This is a genomic window from uncultured Holdemanella sp., assembly GCF_934754935.1.
Classification (GTDB): Bacteria; Bacillota_I; Bacilli_A; order Erysipelotrichales; family Erysipelotrichaceae; genus Holdemanella.
Genome location: NZ_CAKVJB010000030.1, coordinates 1 through 17,030 on the forward strand (window position 1 = coordinate 1; position 17,030 = coordinate 17,030).

Below are 17,030 nucleotides of genomic sequence, written 5' to 3' on the forward strand. Positions count from 1 at the left end.
TTTGGCGAAGATTGTAAAGAGGCCAATGATGCCTTAAAATCATTACTCACGGTATTTTTAGAAAGAAAGGTGAATAGAGTTGTTGTTAAGAATTCAGAAATTGTAAAAGACTTTAGTAAAATGAAAAGTCCACGATTAGACTTATTAGTTGAATTTGATGATCGAACGATGGTGGATTTAGAGATGCAGTTAAGACAAACAAAAGATAATTTGCCAATTCGCTTTAGTTATTATTTGGCTAGACTTCATGGTTCTCAACAATTAGAAGGAAAATACTACAAACAATTAAAGGAAACAATCGTCTTAGTGTTCTTTAATGTGAATATAATTGAAAATGATAAGATGTGTAACACATTCACATTAAGGAATGAAGAAGGATTATCTTTTGTTGAAGAAAGTCAGGATCGTATGAAGTTACGTACAATTGAGATGGCAAAGTTAGATGTAAATAAGCCACTTGAAGACATGAATGAACAGGAGAAAATGATTTATTATTTTTTGAATTGCCACAAGGGATTGGATGATAGTAAAATTAAGGTGATGATAGAGAAGGATGGGGTGATTCAAATGTTAGAGAAGCGTGTAGAAACGATATCGGATGATGGTTGGAAGAAAATAATAGAAGATTTTCAAAAACTGCATGAAAATGAAGAACGAATGGAACTACAACTTGAACTTGAAGAAGCTCATAAACAAGTAGAAGATGCGAATAGACGAATTGTAGATGCGAATAAACAAGTAGAAGATGCGAATAAACAAGTTGAAGAAGCCAATAAACAAACTGAACTTGAAACAAAAAGAGCTGACGCAGCAGAAAAACAGATTCAAGACATGATCCTTCGTCTTTCTAGTACAATGGATGTCAAAACCATGGCTACTGTATTGAATATGTCTGTGGATGAAATTAAAAAGTTCATATAAAAAAGAAAAGTCACTATTTGTGACTTTCTTTGTTTTCTAGACTTGCCTTCACTAAACCAACAAACAATGGGTGAGGACGATTTGGTCTAGATTTAAATTCAGGATGATATTGAACACCAATATAGAATGGATGATTCTTATATTCAATAGCTTCTACTAATTGTTTATCTGGACTTGTACCGACGATCATCATATCATTGCGTTCAAATTCACTGCGATAATCATTATTGAATTCATAACGATGACGATGTCTTTCATCAATCATATCTTTTTTGTAGCAAGACCAGATTTTTGTATCAGCTTTTAAAGAACAAGGGTAAGAACCTAAACGCATCGTTCCACCTTTACGGATATCATTACTTTGATCTTCCATGAAATCAATGATCGTATGTTTACTTTCTGAATCAAATTCATAAGAGTTGGCATCTTCAAAACCTAATACATCACGCGCAAAGGCAATGGCCGCAATCTGCATACCCAAACAGATGCCTAAATAAGGGATTTGTTTATTTCTTGCATAGTTGGCTACACTGATCATACCTTCAATTCCACGATCACCAAAACCACCTGGCAAAATAATTCCATCTGTATCTTTAAAGACTTCATCTAAATTGGCATTTTCTAAACCTTCAGAATCAATCCATTGAATATTCACTTTGGCATGATTTTCAAAACCACCATGATATAAAGCTTCACTTACAGAAAGATAGGCATCGTGTAAAGCTACATATTTACCAACTAATGCAATATTTACAGGTTTTGTACTTGCCTTAATATTTTCAACTACTTGTTTCCATTCTGTTAAATCTGGTTTACGAATTTCTAGACCTGTTTTTTCACAAACAATATCCGCAAGATTTTGTTCTTCTAACATAAATGGAACTTCATAAAGTGAAGGAAGTGTCTTATTTTGGATCACACAACGCTTTTCAACGTTACAGAATAATGAAATTTTGTCTAAAACAGACTGAGGAATTGTTTCATCACAACGCGCAACGATGATATCTGGATTGATACCATAAGACTGCAATTCTTTGACAGAATGTTGTGTTGGTTTTGACTTATATTCTTGGGAACCCGAAATATATGGAATATAAGTCACATGGATGAATAAACAATTTTTACGACCTACCTCTAAGGCCACCTGACGAATGGATTCTAAAAATGGTAAGCTTTCAATATCACCGGTTGTACCACCAATTTCAGTAATAACTACATCGGCAGCTGCATGTTCACCTGCACGAATCACAAAACTTTTGATTTCATTAGTAATATGAGGGATGACCTGAACAGTTTCACCAAGATATTTTCCATCACGCTCTTTATTAATGACATTCCAATATACACGTCCAGTGGTAAGGTTAGAATATGTGTGAAGGTTTTCATCAATAAAACGCTCATAATGACCTAAATCTAGATCGGCTTCTAATCCATCATCCGTGACATAAACTTCACCATGTTGGAAAGGGGACATTGTTCCTGGATCCACATTGATATAAGGATCTAATTTTTGGCTTGTGACCTTGTAGCCGCGGGACTTTAAAAGACGGCCAAGACTTGCTGCACTGATTCCTTTTCCTAAACCAGAAACAACACCACCCGTTACGAAAATGTACTTTGTACTCATTTGTTTCACCTCTACTTTTTTCTTTTAACTTGGCAATTTTACACCTATGAAAAAAAGATGTAAATAAAAAATTTAAAAAAATGATTTTCATTTTAAAAGATAGTATAATAAATTCGATTTGAGGTGGTTTTAATGGACCTACACGAAAAAGAAAAAATGTATCAAAGACTTATAATTTTTACACTATTAATCGGAATGGTTATCTATTATTTCGAAAAGATCTTCCGCTTTTTAGGTTGGATTGGACAAATGTGCTTGCCATTTTTACTCGGAGCCGGTTTAGCCTTTGTGTTTAATATTATTTCGAATAATTTAATGCGCTATTCAATCAAATGGTTTGACATCAAAGATACAAAAATCAAAAGAATGATTTCAAACGTATTATCGATTTTGATTGTGTTTGCCGTCTTTGTCGCTTTTGTAGGAATTGTCATACCAAGGATTTTATTTTCTATTCAATTGTTGCTGACAAACTTTCCACAAATGATTTATGAATTTTATGTTTGGCTTTTAGATGTCACAAAACACGTTGATGTTGTCCATGACTTTCTACAACACTTAGACATCAATGCCTTTAGTACATTTGCGATGGATAACGTCTCAAAAAAAGTAAGTTCTTGGCTTGTTTCAGGTGGTGCCAATGATATTTTTGGCTCTATCTTTACGATTTTATCGACAACATTTTCATGGTTTGCGCAAGCCTTTATCACCATTGTCTTTTCTTTTTTATTACTCTTTAATAAAGAACAAGTCGTACATGAAACAAAATCTTTATTACAAGCTTATCTGCCAGAAAAGAATTATGAAAGAGTACGCCACGTATTAAAGTTGATCATTCGCATATTTACAAGTTATGTGGGTGGTACCTGTTTAGAATGTTTGATCCTTGCTAGTTTAGTCACTGTAGGATCCTTGATTTTAAAAATACCATACGCATTTTTAGTTGGACTTGCCGTTGGCATTGGAGCTTTAGTACCTATGTTTGGAGCATTGGTTGCCGCCATATTATGTGCCTTCTTTATTGCGATGACATCTCCTGTACAAGGACTAACTTTTATTATTATGTTTATTTGTATCCAACAAGTCGAAGGAAACTTTATCTATCCTCATGTCGTTGGAAAATCCGTTGGCTTTCCACCCATGTATATCATTGTTGCGATCACAATTGGAGCTAATGTGGCAGGAATTATTGGCATCATTATCTTTATTCCAATTTGTTCATGCATCTATCAATTGGTGAGTGAAGATGTGTTAACTCGTCTTCAAAAAGTAAAAGAAGTAACCGATTAATTTGACATCAATGATGTCTATTTAAATTGTATCCTTTGAGTATAGAAAGAAGGGTACAATATGAACGCAGAAAAAAGATTAGCTATGGATCTATTAGATGCCGTATGGAAAGAGGATGTACAAGGAGTTGAATATTGTTTACAACTTGGAGCAAGTCCAAGCTGGGTATTTAACGGATATCCAATTTTGATGCATGCCATCAGCATTGGCAATGAAGAAATTGTGAATATTTTAATTGATGCCGGAGCCATTCAAAAACAAGAGGCTTTAGGCTTTGCGCTTGAAAGAGGGATTGGTCAAATGATACGTCCACTTGTATTTCGTGGTATTGTTCCTAAACATTTTGAGCCCAAAAAAGGCTTTGGTTACTATCCCCAAAGATTTTGCAGCACGCACTAAAAGGAGAAAACTATGAATCGTACGAACTTATGCATTCGCATGCTACAACTATTAAAGGCAAGAGGAAAGATGAATACAGCTCAACTTGCCACCGAACTTGAAGTGAATCCACGAAATATTCGTGAATTTAAAAAAGAGCTTGTACTTGCAGGCTATAACGTTGAAGAAGTGAAAGGAAGATATGGTGGTTATATCTTGAATGATCAATATGATCTTCCCGTCACAATTTTTAGTGATGAACAAAAGGATGCATTGGTTCAATCTTATAAATTTATGCGCACACAAAAAGACTTTAAACCACTCACTTTATATTGTGATGCCATGGATAAGATCATTGCGACAAGTAAAATTTCATCAAACGATTCATTACACTACATGTCCAATTCAATGGAGTTGGATAAAAAGACTTCCGCTATGATCGACAAGACGCAACAAGCCATAAATTTAGGCCTTTGCGTCATTTTGTCGTACCAATCTTTACAGGATGAAACACCCAAAGAATTTGAGGTTGAACCCTATGAAATTATTCACTATCATAAATCCTATTATTTAATTGGCTTTTCCTTATTGAGAAAAGATTATCGTATGTATCGCTTTAGTCCAGAACGAATGTATTCATGTGAAATCTCATCCAGACACTTTATTCGCGATAACCATTTTCATTTAAGCAACTATATTGGAGAACATTCTTTAATTCCTTTAGATTTAAAACAAGTTCAAGTTCGAGTCTATCACAAGGAAAATGGGCTTCGTTTGTTTAAAGAAAAATATTGGGGCAATAAACTACAAATCCTCAATAAACAAGAGGCTTTTACCGACTTTGAATTCTATACAGACGACATGTCAAACTTGTATCAATCGCTATTTGCGATGACAAATCAAGTTGAAATCTTGCAGCCGGAAGATGTGAAATCAGAATATGTTTTGCGTATTAAAAAAATATTAAACGCCTATAAGGGATGAAAAGATTTAAATTTTGAAGTACAATAAGAATGGTGAAAAATTTTATGTTACATGTATCAGATTTAATGCGTGAAATGAAATGTGACTGTTTTTGTTGGAACAGTGCCCACAATTCAATTCACCAAGAAAGTTTTTATAAAATGGATTGTCCATTCTCAAACCTTTGGCAAACGTATCTAAACGCAACAGATTGTGGTTTAGGACACTCCATGGATTCAAATGAACAATCTTTAAAATTATTAGAAGAAAATGATGTCGTATGTTTTGCACGATTCGAATATAAGGAGTGTCGTACAAAAATTCCATATCTAAAAAAATTAGAAAACGGATATATGGCTGTATATCCACATTTAAGTGCATACCCAAAAGAGAATGAAGCATTGATTATGAAAATCAATGAAATCATTCTAGCTCATTGTGGTATTAACGTGACTGAAAATCGCATTGTATATTTAAATAAGGAATATGTTCGAAAAGAAAGTCTTGATTTAAATGAATTATTATGTATAAGTGATAAGCTATTCAATAAGCGAAATCATTTATCGAAAACGATTGCCGAGTGTATGGATGAAGTGGATATAGATTTGGATAGCTGGATCGAACGAACAAAAGAAATCTTAAATCGTACAAGCATTACGCCGGTACGCACAAAACAATGTACGGCATTAAGAAGATGTACTTACTATCCAATTTGTTTCGATGAATCCAATGAACCTGATGATTCGATTTTATTTTTTACAACCAATCAACACAAATTAGATGCCTATAATCGTGGTATTCGTCATATTCACGAATTACCATTGAACCAAATTGAAGGATTTCGTCTTCAATATGCACAATATATGGCCAGTAAAACAAGTGAACCATTTATGGATCGAGCTGCATTAAAGGTATGGATGAAACAAATTCAATATCCTATCTCATACTTAGATTTTGAATGGGATACATTTGCGATACCACCTTATGAAAATATGAAACCATTTGATGTACTTTGTTTCCAATATAGTTTGCATGTTGAAACTAGGGATGGAAATTTGAAACATTATAATTTCTTTGAATCAAAAGATTGTAGAAGACATTTTGTCGAACAATTGATTCAAGACCTTCCAAAAACAGGAACGATTCTTGTATACAATATGGAAGGTGCGGAAAAGCTTAGATTAAAACAGCTTGCCAATCAATTTGAAGAATATAAAGAAGAATTAGAGTCGATTTGTTCTAGAATGGTGGATCTATCCAAGCCGTTTGAAGCGGGATTGTATTATAATTCGAAAATGCGTGGACATTATTCATTAAAGAGTATATTGCCTGTTTTCTCTAAAGATGTATCGTATCATGATTTAGATATTCAAAATGGTTTGAATGCCGTATTTGCGTATCGTACATATGATGAGAAGAATGAAGAAGAGAAAAAAGAAGTAAAAGAAGCCATTTCAACATATTGTCAAATGGATACATATGCGGAATATGTTGTATATCATGGTTTGATCAAGGAGGTAGAAAACAATGCCTAATATTATTACACATACTTTATTTGCGCAGGAAATTTTTGATAAAGTAGATGAAAGTACGCATGATCTATTTGAACCTAGACTACAACTTTTAGAAATTGGTTCCAATGGACCTGACTTTTTATTCTTTCATGGAATGAATCCAAAAGATTTCTATAAGAAAAGTGATTTAAGAGTGTCAGGATCGATGTTTCATGCTGCTCATGTCAATGATTTTTACCAAAAAGCTTTGATTTCGATTCGCAATGAACAAGATGAAGACATCAAAAAAGACATGATGACCTATGTTTGTGGCCATTTATGTCATTGGGCACTAGATGCGACAAGTCATCCTTATGTCTTCTATCGTACTGGACCTTGTAAAGGAAAGAGTGCCTGGTATCATCATCGTTTTGAATCTTTATTGGATGCGATCATGTTGAAAGTAAAGCGTGAGTGTACGATTGAAGATTTTAAATTTTATGAAGTTTGCGACGTGACAAAAGAGCAGGCAAGAGCGATTGCGCGTATTTATGTTCCAGCCATTCGTCAAATCTTAGGTTTTGATATTAAGCCGCATCAAATTCTAGAAAGTTTAAACGATTGGCATTTTATTGAAACGCTATTCTATGATGCTTCTGGAGATAAGTTAAAGGCGCTTCAAACATTAGAGACTTTCACAAAAGCCTATAATTCTTTATCGGGATATATTGTTCCAAATAGTCCAGATGATCCGTATGATGTGATGAATCTTTTACATACGCGTTGGATCCATCCTAGTGATAGTTCCTTTGTTTCAACAGAAAGTTTCTTTGATTTATATGATAAAGCACAGCTTCTTGCGATGGAGGCAATCCGTCTATTTTTAGCGGCTTGCAAGAATCCAGATTTAGATGGCGATCTATTAAATCTAATTAAAGATCGAAATTATAATTTAGGTGTTTCAAATCAGGCTGAAATGACAAATTTTGATTTAATTTATTAAAAATAGGTGGAAGGGTTTACAAGTTTTGGATTTGGGCGTATTATATGGGTGGTAAGAGATAGAAAGTATGGCTCACCTTTCGACTCAAAATCCATCTTGTGTGTATATATCCTTCCTTAATAACACATAAGAAATTACTTTATCGATCCTTTCGATGAGAGAAAGCACTTCGGTGCTTTTTTTCTTTTTCTTGACAAAATTCAAGCGTGATATAAAATAATTTAGGTTAAACATACAATTTTAAAGGAGAATAACATGATTAGTTCAAATGATTTAAAACCAGGTCTTACAATTTTAGTGGATGGTGAAATCTATACAGTTCTAGAAGCGTCACAAAATAAAACAGCTCGTAGTGCGATGGTAGTTAAGGCAAAAGTTCGTAACATCCGTACGGGAAGTAATGTTGAATTATCTTGGGGTGGTGGAGAAAAGGTTGAACCAGCTCAAATTGAAAAAAGAGAAATGCAATATTTATACGATACAGAAGATGCCATGGTATTTATGGATAATGAAACATATGATCAAGTCGAAATTCCTATGGATCGTCTAAAATGGGAAAGAAACTTTATTGTTCCAAATTCAAATGTAAATATTTCTAGTTATGAAGGTGAAATCTTAGGTGTTATTTTACCAGACAAGGCAACTTTAAAAATCGTAGAGTGTGAACAAGCCGTTAAGGGAGATACAGCTACTTCTGCAAGTAAAAATGCAGTATTAGAAACTGGTTTAGAAGTAAAAGTTCCTTTATTTATCAATCAAGATGAGTTGATTGTAGTAAATACAAATGATGGTAAATATTCAGGACGTGCAAAATAGGCGATTGCCTATTTTTATTTTTTTGATGAATAGTGTATAATAGTAGGGAATGTTTAGGAGGTACTTATGACTCAACTTTCAAGAAAACAAAAGTATCAAGAACTTAGAGATCGTTTAGATGAAGAAACAACGGCAGCTCAAGCGCAGCCAGTGAAACTACAAAGACTATCACGTGTAGATACTGGTTCACATGCCAATAAACCATTGTATCCACATGATACAGTGCGTGTTTCTCCAACGGTAAAAGAAATGCCAACTTCTCCGGTTATGGAAGATCTTCTTGGGGAAGTGAAACAATACAATATTGATAATGGAAATCGTATTACAGATGATACGCAGATCAATATTTTGAAGCAATTGGATTCAACAAGTGAAACAAGAAAAAGAAATCAACATGTGATTCCAATGGAAACAGATGATGAAGATTTAGGTTCAACAATGAAGATTTCAAAACCTAAAACACTAGAGTTTGAAATTCCAACTCGTCAAGAACCGAAAGAAGAAAAAATCGTCTTAACAAGCGATGATGTGGAAGATGTCAAAAAACCAGTGGATGACAATTTGGATTTAATGTTCTTATCTGGTGATGACTTTGATAAAACCGAAGAGCAACAAAAAAGTGAAAAGAAGAAAAAATCAAAGCGTAAAAAAGAAAAGCGTGATGAGCTTGAATCTATGCCTAGTGCTAAAATGCGTATGAAAACTTCAGATTTTGAAAAAGCAAGTAAAAAAGGGAAAAAGGGTTCAGAAATCGTATTAAATGTTGTATTAGGTGTATTGATCATTGCCTTAGTTGCGATTATTGGTTATTTGGTTTGGACATTTAAAAATATTTAATGAGGACTGAAATGAAAAAAATTAATATTGCGATTGATGGCCCTAGTGGGGTCGGAAAAAGTACGATTGCGGATATTGTTGCAGAAAAGTTAGGCATGAAACATTTAGATACGGGTGCTATGTATCGTTGTGTGGCCTATAAAACTTTAAAAGACAACATAGATATTCATGATGAAAGTGCAATGAGTGATTTAATGGATTCCATTGATATTCATTTTGATGAAGAAAATCATGTATATTTAGATGGGGAAGATGTTTCTAAAGAAATTCGTATGAATGATGTTTCGATGCAGGCAAGTAAAACAAGTCAGCTTGCGATCGTTCGTAAAAAATTAGTGAATCTTCAACAAAAAGTGTGTGCAAGTAAAGGCTTTATTGTAGATGGAAGAGACATTTGTTCTGTCGTTTTACCAGATGCAGAAGTGAAGATCTTTATGAGTGCAACAAGCAAGGCTAGAGCCCAAAGAAGATATGATGAATATATTTCGAAGGGTATCGATGCAGATTATGAAACAATCTATCAGGATATTGTCGCAAGAGATTATCAGGATACGCATCGTGAAATTTCGCCTTTACAAAAAACAGAGGATGCGATTGAAATTGATACTTCAAATCTAAATATAGATGAAGTTGTTTCAAAAGTATTAGAAATAGTCGAATAATGTAGAAAGGGGACCACAATATGATTCGAGGTACTGTGGCCATAGTAGGTCGGCCAAACGTTGGAAAATCAACGATATTCAATCGTTTGATTGGACAAAGAAAGAGCATTGTAGATGATACGCCCGGAGTAACAAGAGATAGAATTTATGGTGAAGTGGAATGGCTGACACAAACTTTTCGCTTGATCGATACGGGTGGTATTCAAATTGAGGACCAGGCATTTGCCCAGGAAATCAATATGCAAGTAGATATTGCGATTGAAGAAGCGGATGTCATTATCTTCTTAACTTCGGCCAAAGAAGGTGTAATGACAGATGATACAGTCATCGCAAGAAAACTACAAAAGTGTAAAAAGCCAGTCATTTTGGCTTGTAATAAAGTGGATAATCCAGAAATGCAGATGAATGTGTATGAGTTCTATGCCTTAGGTCTAGGAGATCCTGTAGTACTTAGTGGAGCGCATGGGATTGGACTTGGAGATTTATTGGATATTGTCATGGAAAAACTTCCAGAAAAGAATTTATCTCCATATGAAGGAATCACTTCATTCTGTGTAATTGGTCGTCCAAATGTTGGAAAATCAAGCTTAGTCAATTCCATCTTAAAAGAAGATCGTGTTATCGTATCCAATGTAGAAGGTACAACGCGTGATGCGATCGATACACCATTTCATGTCGATGATAAAGAATATATGATCATTGATACGGCGGGTATTCGTAAAAAGGGTAAGATCTATGAGAATATTGAAAAATATTCGATCTTACGTGCTTTAAGTGCGATTGATCGTAGTAATGTTGTATTATTCTTGATTGATGGTGAAAAAGGTATTCGTGATCAAGATAAGCATGTGGCTGGTCTTGCGCATGATGCAGGTAAAGGTGTCATCATTGTCTACAATAAGTGGGATACGGTTGAAAAAGATGAAAAGACGATGGCTAAGATTGAAAAGGAAATTCGTGCTCAGTTCTTATATTTGAACTATGCACCAATTGCGTTTACTTCAGCATTGACTGGAAGTAAAGTGAATCAATTGATTCCATTGATCGACCAGGTGCATGATGCATGTACTTTGCGTATTCCAACAAATATTTTAAATGATGTAATTTTAGATGCACAGATGATGAATCCGGCAAAACCACACTTGGGTAAACAATTAAAGATATATTATGCGAGTCAAGTTGCGGTGGAACCTCCAACGATTGTATTATTTGTGAATGATCCAGAATTGTTACATTTTAGTTATGCTCGTTATATTGAAAATAAATTAAGAGAAGCATTTGGCTTTACGGGAACTCCAATTAAAATTTTGGCTCGTAAACGCTCATAGTAAGGAGTTAAATATGCGTACAGTTGTGATTGGTAGTGGAAGCTGGGGAACAGCTTTAGCTCAAGTCTTACAAGATAATCATCAAGAAGTTATGGTTTATGGTGTTGCAGAAAATGAAGTGAATGACATCAATGAAAATCATAAAAACTCAAAATATTTTGGGGATGTAGAATTAAATCCTGAATTAAAAGCTACAACCGATATTGAATGCGTAAAAGGAGCGGATATTGTATTATTGGCAGTTCCTACAATCGCAATCGATCCTATCTGTCATCAAATCAATGATTTGTTAGATAAAAAGACAATCATTATCAATGTTTCAAAGGGATTCCATCCAGAAACAAATGAAAGAATGTCTGAAGTGATTCGTCGTTGTATCGACGAAGATAAATTAAGTTCAGTTGTTAGTTTAATTGGTCCAAGTCATGCAGAAGAAGTAGTTATTCGTTTATTGACTACAATTGATGCGGTCAGTTTAAAAAATGAGGATGCGGTTGCCGTTCAAAACTTATTCTCAAATCAATATCTACGTATTTATACAGGAAATGATGAGATTGGTTCAGAACTTGGCGTTGCGATCAAAAACGTAATGGCGATTGCTTCTGGAATCTTATCTGGTTTGGGTTATCAAGATAATACGCGTGCTGCATTAATTACGCGTGGCTTACAAGAAATGATTCGTTATGGCGTTCATTTTGGTGGCCAACAAAAAACGTTCATGGGACTTACTGGAATTGGTGATTTGATTGTTACTTGTACAAGTGTACATTCTCGTAACTTTGAGGCTGGATATCAAATTGGTAAAGAAAATTCAGTCGAGAATTTCTTTAAAAACAACACAAAAACGGTTGAAGGCGTTCGTACCGCAAAAATCGTTCATCGTGTTGCAGAAGAAAATGGTATTGATATGCCAATTTGTGAAGAGGTTTACCAAATTCTATTTAATGGAAAACTTCCAAGTGATTGTGCACAAGATTTAATGATTCGTGATTTAAAGAAGGAATTTTAGTATGGGAAAGTATGTTAATAAGGAGTCTTTAACACAGACTTTATCAATTCAATTAAATATGTCTAAAAAAGATGCTGCATATGCAGTGGATTTGATTTTTAATGAAATGAGCGATGCCTTGGCAAGTGATGGTCATGTTGATATTACTGCATTTGGTAAGTTTGAAATTTTCGATCGTAAATCAAGAATGGGTATCAATCCTGTGACAAAAGAAAGAATGATGATTCAGGCGACAAAACTTCCTAAGTTTCGTCCTAGTCAGACTTTAAAAAATAAGTGCAACAAATAGGTCTTATGACCTATTTTTGTCTTTAGAAAGGATCGAACATGAGCTTATTCATTGTAACACTCGCATTTACATTGGCAATCTCAAGCAAGTGGGCCTATTCTTATTTTGGGCTTTCTAGCTTTGAACAAATTGTATACCACATTAAAGTTCCTTTAGAAGGTACGAATACACAATTTATTTTTGGATGGATGAAAAAATGTTTACTTCCAGGATTTATTTTTGGCTTGATCTTTAGTTGGACCCATCAAAACATCGCAATTCTTATTCTTTTACTTTGTTGTATATATGGTCTTTGTCAAATTCATTTCTTTTCGTATGTCTTTGATCAGTTTAAGAAAACGGATTTTTATGATACGTATTTTGTAGAAAATGAAGTGATCTCACCTGAAAAGAAGATGAATTTTATCCATATTTATCTAGAATCCATGGAAACAACGTATGCCAAAAAAGAAGATGGAGGCAATGCAAAGGAAGATTTACTTCCTTATCTGAGTAAACTTACAAAAGAATCTATCTCTTTTTCGCAAAATGAACAAATCGGTGGAGCTAGAGTCTTAACCGGAACGGGTTGGACGACCGGTGGTATTGTTGCGAGCACTTCGGGTCTTCCTTTGATTTTTAGTTTAAAACATAAATTTTGTAAGGATCAAGTTCCATTTATGCCTGAAGTGAATACACTTGGAGATATTCTAGAAAAAGATGGATATAATCGTGTCTTTATGATTGGTTCGGATGCGACATTTGGTGGTAGACGAAGCTATTTTGATCAGCATGGTCATTATGATATTCAAGATACAGTTTCTTTAAAAGAAGAGGGAATTCTTGATCAAGATTATCATGAGTTCTGGGGTTTTGAGGATGATAAGTTGTTTGCGTTTGCGAAAGAGAAGCTTTTAGGTCTATCTCAATCCTCAAAGCCTTTTGACTTTGAAATGTTGACTGTGGATACACATCATCCGTATGGGTATCAATCTAAATCTTGTAAGAATGTATTTAAAGAATCTTTATCGAATTCAATCTATCATACGGATGAAAATCTAAAGGATTTCATGGAATGGCTAAAGAAACAAGATTTCTATAAAGATACCGTTATAGTGATTCAAGGCGATCATACTAGTATGGCGGCTGAATATATTCATGATACATATGCTTCTAACTATGATCGTAGAGTTTGGAATACGTTTATTCATTCTCAAGTAAAACCTATAAAAGAAAAGAATCGTGACTTTACGACAATGGATTTTTATCCTACAATATTAGCGGCTTTAGGTTATAAAATCAAAGGTGATAAGCTAGGGCTTGGTACAAATCTATTTAGTGATCAATCTACACTTACTGAAGAGTTGGACGCAAATCTAGTTGATAAAGAAATCAAAAGAAAATCAGATTTCTATAGGAGGCTCATGTGAGAAAAAAATTACGCAGTTTCATTATTATATTAGTTGTTGCATTTGTCGTGTTCTCGATGCTTGTAACGACCTTCATGCAGATGCTACGATTCTAACATTCCTTAGTGGAATGTTTTTTCGTTTTAAAGTAAAATAGAGATATATGATGAATCGAGGTTTTTATTTATGACAAAGAAACAAAAAATCAAATTTATAGCTTTATTATCTACAACAGCTTCTTTAGCGATTGGCTCTTATTTCTTTAAAAAGAAAGTAGAGAAGATGAAAGAGAATGGAACCTTTAATACAATGGTCTTTAAAAAGCGTTTAAACCAATATTTAAAGGCGGCTAAAAAAGATGAATTGACTTTAGAAATCATTGATGGCTTACTTGCAGAATTGGATAAAATGAATGATTTTAAAGCAAGTCATGAAGGTTTTGAACTAAATCTAGATACAGATAAGTATATGGAACTACAAGATTATCTAGATGCTTATTATTCTCGTTTGGCAAGTTCAAATCATTTTAAACAAGCGGATACAAATGAAGATAATACACAAGTGCGTTTAAGAAAGTGTTTGAATACGCAAAAATACATTTTAGAAAATTTCTAAAGAAAGTCTCAAATCTATCTTGAATTTATATAATAAATACGTATGATATCTTTATAAGGATGTGATACGCATGGATTTAATACAACGAAAAAAAGAAAATCGAGCTCAGATCTTTCAGAGCTTTGATTCTTTAAAAGGCTTTAAAGAAATGATTCAAGAATGTGAAGTAGAAATTGTAAGCCCAAGAATTTTATCGCAGGATGATTATGAAATCTTAAATGAAAGAGTGCATGAAATTCAAAAGGGAAAACTTGTCACAATTGAATATTATGATCGTATCAATTATAAAAGAATCACAGGCGTGGTTTCTAAAATCAACTTGGATACGCAAATACTTCAAATCGTAAAGACAAAGATCAATCTGAAACAAATTAGCTACATAGAATTAGAGGAGTGAATAAACTCCTCTAATATGCGTTATGGCCACCAATAAGGGTATTTCTTTTCTTAGCAGTCGCAAAGTCTAAGGCATTCATTCCTTTTAGGATGGCATTCTTCCCATAGCGATGCTTGATTTGAACTAAGGTTTCTTGTAGCTTTTTTTCTCGTTCTACTTTTTCTGCGTCTGTAAATAAATCGTAGTTCTCATAATAATATTCATCTTTCACGTCTTGAAAACTAATCGCAATTTGGCGAATGGGATAATTGGGGTTCACAATGCGGATATAGAGTCGTTTAAATTCTTCTAATAAGATGGAATAGGAGTTTGTACAATTGGTAATCTTACATGAGCCGCAGCTTGGTTTAATGCAGTCCTTGGAGTAGCCAATCATTAATGAGATTTGTCTTGTCACCAAATGTTTTTCAGTTAATGTTAATACATTTTGATCGACCATTTCTTTCATGACCACAAAGGCATTTTGATAGGAATAATCATCAAAAAGAATTTGTGAATTGGAGATGGAATGTTGTTTCGATTTATAATTTTTAATGTCTTGAATCGTTGTAGGCTCTTTGCCCCAGGCATGATCGATGATATATTCGGCATTGACACCAAATTCTTTATATAATATTTCAATTGGGAATTGGCACAAGTCATACATATCATAGATGCCCAATTTGTGTAATCTTCTTTCGGTTCCATTTCCAAGCATCCAAAAATCAGTCATGGGGGTATGGTGCCATAAGGTTTGTCGATATAAGTCTTCATTTAAATAGGCCATGCGATCGACATTGTGCTTGGCAGATATATCCATCGCAATCTTAGCTAGATATAGATTGGTTCCAATGCCTACAGTTGCTGTAAGACCTGTTTTTTCATAGATTCGATCTAACATCTTTTTTGCGAGTTCTTTAGCATTTACTTGATAAAGCTTTAAATAGCTTGTGACATCCAAAAAAGATTCGTCAATGGAATAGACATGAATATCTTCTTTGGCAATAAATTCTAAGAAGACTTTATAGACTTTACAACTATATTCCATATATAAATGCATTCTAGGTGGCGCAATCATATATTCAATTTTCGGATCAATCTCAAAGATACGACCACGACTAGGTACACCTAGTTTTTTTATGGCAGGTGTTGCAGCTAGAGTAATGGCACCACCACCTCGTGTAGGATCTGCCACCACAAGATTGACTTCAAATGGATCAAGGCCAAGTTCCACGCATTCTACGGATGCATAAAAGGATTTTAAATCAATACATAAATATGTTTTTTGCATAAATACCTCCACACCCCATATCGTTCGTCTAAAATCATAGTTAAAAATAAATAAAAATTCAAGATAGATTTGAGACTTTCTTAAAATGTTTATAAATTTTCACTGGTATTTTATTTAAATTTTGATACTATATAAGTAAAGGTGGTGTAACTATGCAGTTAAGACAATTATTACTACAATATGAGATTGAAAATAATATTAAACATGATGAGGCGGCTAAAAGGATAGGAATTGGTCGTGCCACATATTTTCGTTGGTTAAAGGGTGAAAGCACACATTTAAAGGCGAACACATTAAAGAAATTATCGGATATGTTGGATTGTGATGTCAAAAGTATTTTGGATGAAGAAGAAAGAATTAAACCAATCGTTGGAAGTGTAAAAGCTGGATATGATGGTTTTCCAATGGAAGATATTGAGGGGTATATTGAATTAAATCGTCATGATGGTAAAAAGGGCGATTACTTTTTACGCGTACGTGGAGATTCTATGGTCAACGCTCATATTTATGAGGGAGATCTAGTCTTTGTGAAACAAACCAATGAAGTAGAATCTGGAAGTATCGCAATCGTACTTGTGGGTGAGGAAGCTACATTAAAGCGTGTTTTATATAAAAAGGGTTTAATGATTTTAGAGGCTGCCAATCCAAAGATTGATACAAAGGTATTTACACCGGAAGAAGTTGAAGAATTACCGGTAAAAGTGATTGGAAAAGTCTTATATGCTCGTAGAGACTTTGATTGAG

The 17,030-nt window shown here is 34.0% G+C and carries 18 protein-coding genes; 16 read left to right on the forward strand and 2 right to left on the reverse strand.

Going from position 1 to position 17,030, the window contains the following annotated elements; all coding sequences use genetic code 11:
• On the forward strand, positions 1 to 921 hold a 921-nt coding region (locus Q0E86_RS08450; RefSeq protein ID WP_295756160.1), incomplete at its 5' end, for a PD-(D/E)XK nuclease family transposase.
• 13 nt (positions 922 to 934) lie between these two features.
• On the opposite strand, the gene Q0E86_RS08455 is transcribed toward Q0E86_RS08450, so the two are convergent.
• A complete protein-coding gene (locus Q0E86_RS08455; protein ID WP_295756163.1) occupies positions 935 to 2,548 on the reverse strand; it encodes a CTP synthase in 1,614 nt (537 codons plus the stop codon).
• Positions 2,549 to 2,680: 132 nt separating this feature from the next.
• Here Q0E86_RS08455 and Q0E86_RS08460 point away from each other — a divergent pair, with 132 nt between their 5' ends.
• From Q0E86_RS08460 to Q0E86_RS08525, 14 genes are all read left to right on the forward strand, one after another.
• Positions 2,681 to 3,838, forward strand: a complete 1,158-nt coding sequence (locus Q0E86_RS08460; protein ID WP_295756165.1) for an AI-2E family transporter — start codon at positions 2,681 to 2,683, stop codon at positions 3,836 to 3,838.
• Positions 3,839 to 3,898: 60 nt separating this feature from the next.
• Positions 3,899 to 4,237 carry a hypothetical protein gene (locus tag Q0E86_RS08465; RefSeq protein ID WP_295756168.1) on the forward strand — a complete coding sequence of 113 codons (339 nt, stop codon included), beginning with the start codon at positions 3,899 to 3,901 and terminating at the stop codon, positions 4,235 to 4,237.
• 12 nt (positions 4,238 to 4,249) lie between these two features.
• Complete coding sequence (locus tag Q0E86_RS08470) at positions 4,250 to 5,200, forward strand: YafY family protein (RefSeq protein ID WP_295756171.1); 951 nt, start codon at positions 4,250 to 4,252, stop codon at positions 5,198 to 5,200.
• A gap of 44 nt (positions 5,201 to 5,244) precedes the next feature.
• Positions 5,245 to 6,714, forward strand: coding sequence for a DUF2779 domain-containing protein (locus Q0E86_RS08475; RefSeq protein ID WP_295756174.1), 1,470 nt, complete (start codon positions 5,245 to 5,247; stop codon positions 6,712 to 6,714).
• Positions 6,707 to 7,675, forward strand: a complete 969-nt coding sequence (locus tag Q0E86_RS08480; RefSeq protein WP_295756176.1) for a zinc dependent phospholipase C family protein — start codon at positions 6,707 to 6,709, stop codon at positions 7,673 to 7,675. The genes Q0E86_RS08475 and Q0E86_RS08480 overlap by 8 nt, the downstream gene beginning before the upstream one ends.
• 255 nt (positions 7,676 to 7,930) lie before the next feature.
• The gene (gene efp / locus Q0E86_RS08485; protein ID WP_003865111.1) at positions 7,931 to 8,491 is read left to right on the forward strand and encodes an elongation factor P; all 561 of its coding nucleotides are present in this window, start codon (positions 7,931 to 7,933) and stop codon (positions 8,489 to 8,491) included.
• A 66-nt stretch (positions 8,492 to 8,557) separates the two neighbouring features.
• Positions 8,558 to 9,328, forward strand: a complete 771-nt coding sequence (locus tag Q0E86_RS08490; RefSeq protein WP_295756178.1) for a hypothetical protein — start codon at positions 8,558 to 8,560, stop codon at positions 9,326 to 9,328.
• Between the two features lie 11 nt (positions 9,329 to 9,339).
• Positions 9,340 to 9,990, forward strand: a complete 651-nt coding sequence (cmk, locus tag Q0E86_RS08495; protein ID WP_295756181.1) for a (d)CMP kinase — start codon at positions 9,340 to 9,342, stop codon at positions 9,988 to 9,990.
• Between the two features lie 20 nt (positions 9,991 to 10,010).
• On the forward strand, positions 10,011 to 11,318 hold the full coding sequence (der, locus tag Q0E86_RS08500) for a ribosome biogenesis GTPase Der (RefSeq protein ID WP_118011618.1): 1,308 nt from the start codon (positions 10,011 to 10,013) through the stop codon (positions 11,316 to 11,318).
• Between the two features lie 13 nt (positions 11,319 to 11,331).
• Positions 11,332 to 12,327, forward strand: a complete 996-nt coding sequence (locus Q0E86_RS08505) for an NAD(P)H-dependent glycerol-3-phosphate dehydrogenase (RefSeq protein ID WP_295756185.1) — start codon at positions 11,332 to 11,334, stop codon at positions 12,325 to 12,327.
• A 1-nt stretch (position 12,328) separates the two neighbouring features.
• The gene (locus tag Q0E86_RS08510; protein ID WP_003865106.1) at positions 12,329 to 12,616 is read left to right on the forward strand and encodes an HU family DNA-binding protein; all 288 of its coding nucleotides are present in this window, start codon (positions 12,329 to 12,331) and stop codon (positions 12,614 to 12,616) included.
• Between the two features lie 38 nt (positions 12,617 to 12,654).
• Positions 12,655 to 14,025 (forward strand): LTA synthase family protein, encoded by a 1,371-nt coding sequence (locus tag Q0E86_RS08515; RefSeq protein WP_295756188.1) that lies wholly within the window; start codon positions 12,655 to 12,657, stop codon positions 14,023 to 14,025.
• A gap of 165 nt (positions 14,026 to 14,190) precedes the next feature.
• On the forward strand, positions 14,191 to 14,619 hold the full coding sequence (locus Q0E86_RS08520) for a hypothetical protein (protein WP_118320475.1): 429 nt from the start codon (positions 14,191 to 14,193) through the stop codon (positions 14,617 to 14,619).
• A 70-nt stretch (positions 14,620 to 14,689) separates the two neighbouring features.
• A complete protein-coding gene (locus Q0E86_RS08525) occupies positions 14,690 to 15,016 on the forward strand; it encodes a YolD-like family protein (RefSeq protein WP_295756193.1) in 327 nt (108 codons plus the stop codon).
• A 10-nt stretch (positions 15,017 to 15,026) separates the two neighbouring features.
• Here Q0E86_RS08525 and Q0E86_RS08530 read toward each other — a convergent pair whose 3' ends face one another.
• Positions 15,027 to 16,286, reverse strand: a complete 1,260-nt coding sequence (locus Q0E86_RS08530; protein ID WP_295756196.1) for a DNA repair protein — start codon at positions 16,284 to 16,286, stop codon at positions 15,027 to 15,029.
• A 152-nt stretch (positions 16,287 to 16,438) separates the two neighbouring features.
• Here Q0E86_RS08530 and Q0E86_RS08535 point away from each other — a divergent pair, with 152 nt between their 5' ends.
• Entirely contained in the window at positions 16,439 to 17,029 is a 591-nt protein-coding gene (locus tag Q0E86_RS08535; RefSeq protein ID WP_118318987.1) for a helix-turn-helix domain-containing protein, read from the forward strand.
• Position 17,030 lies beyond the last annotated feature (1 nt).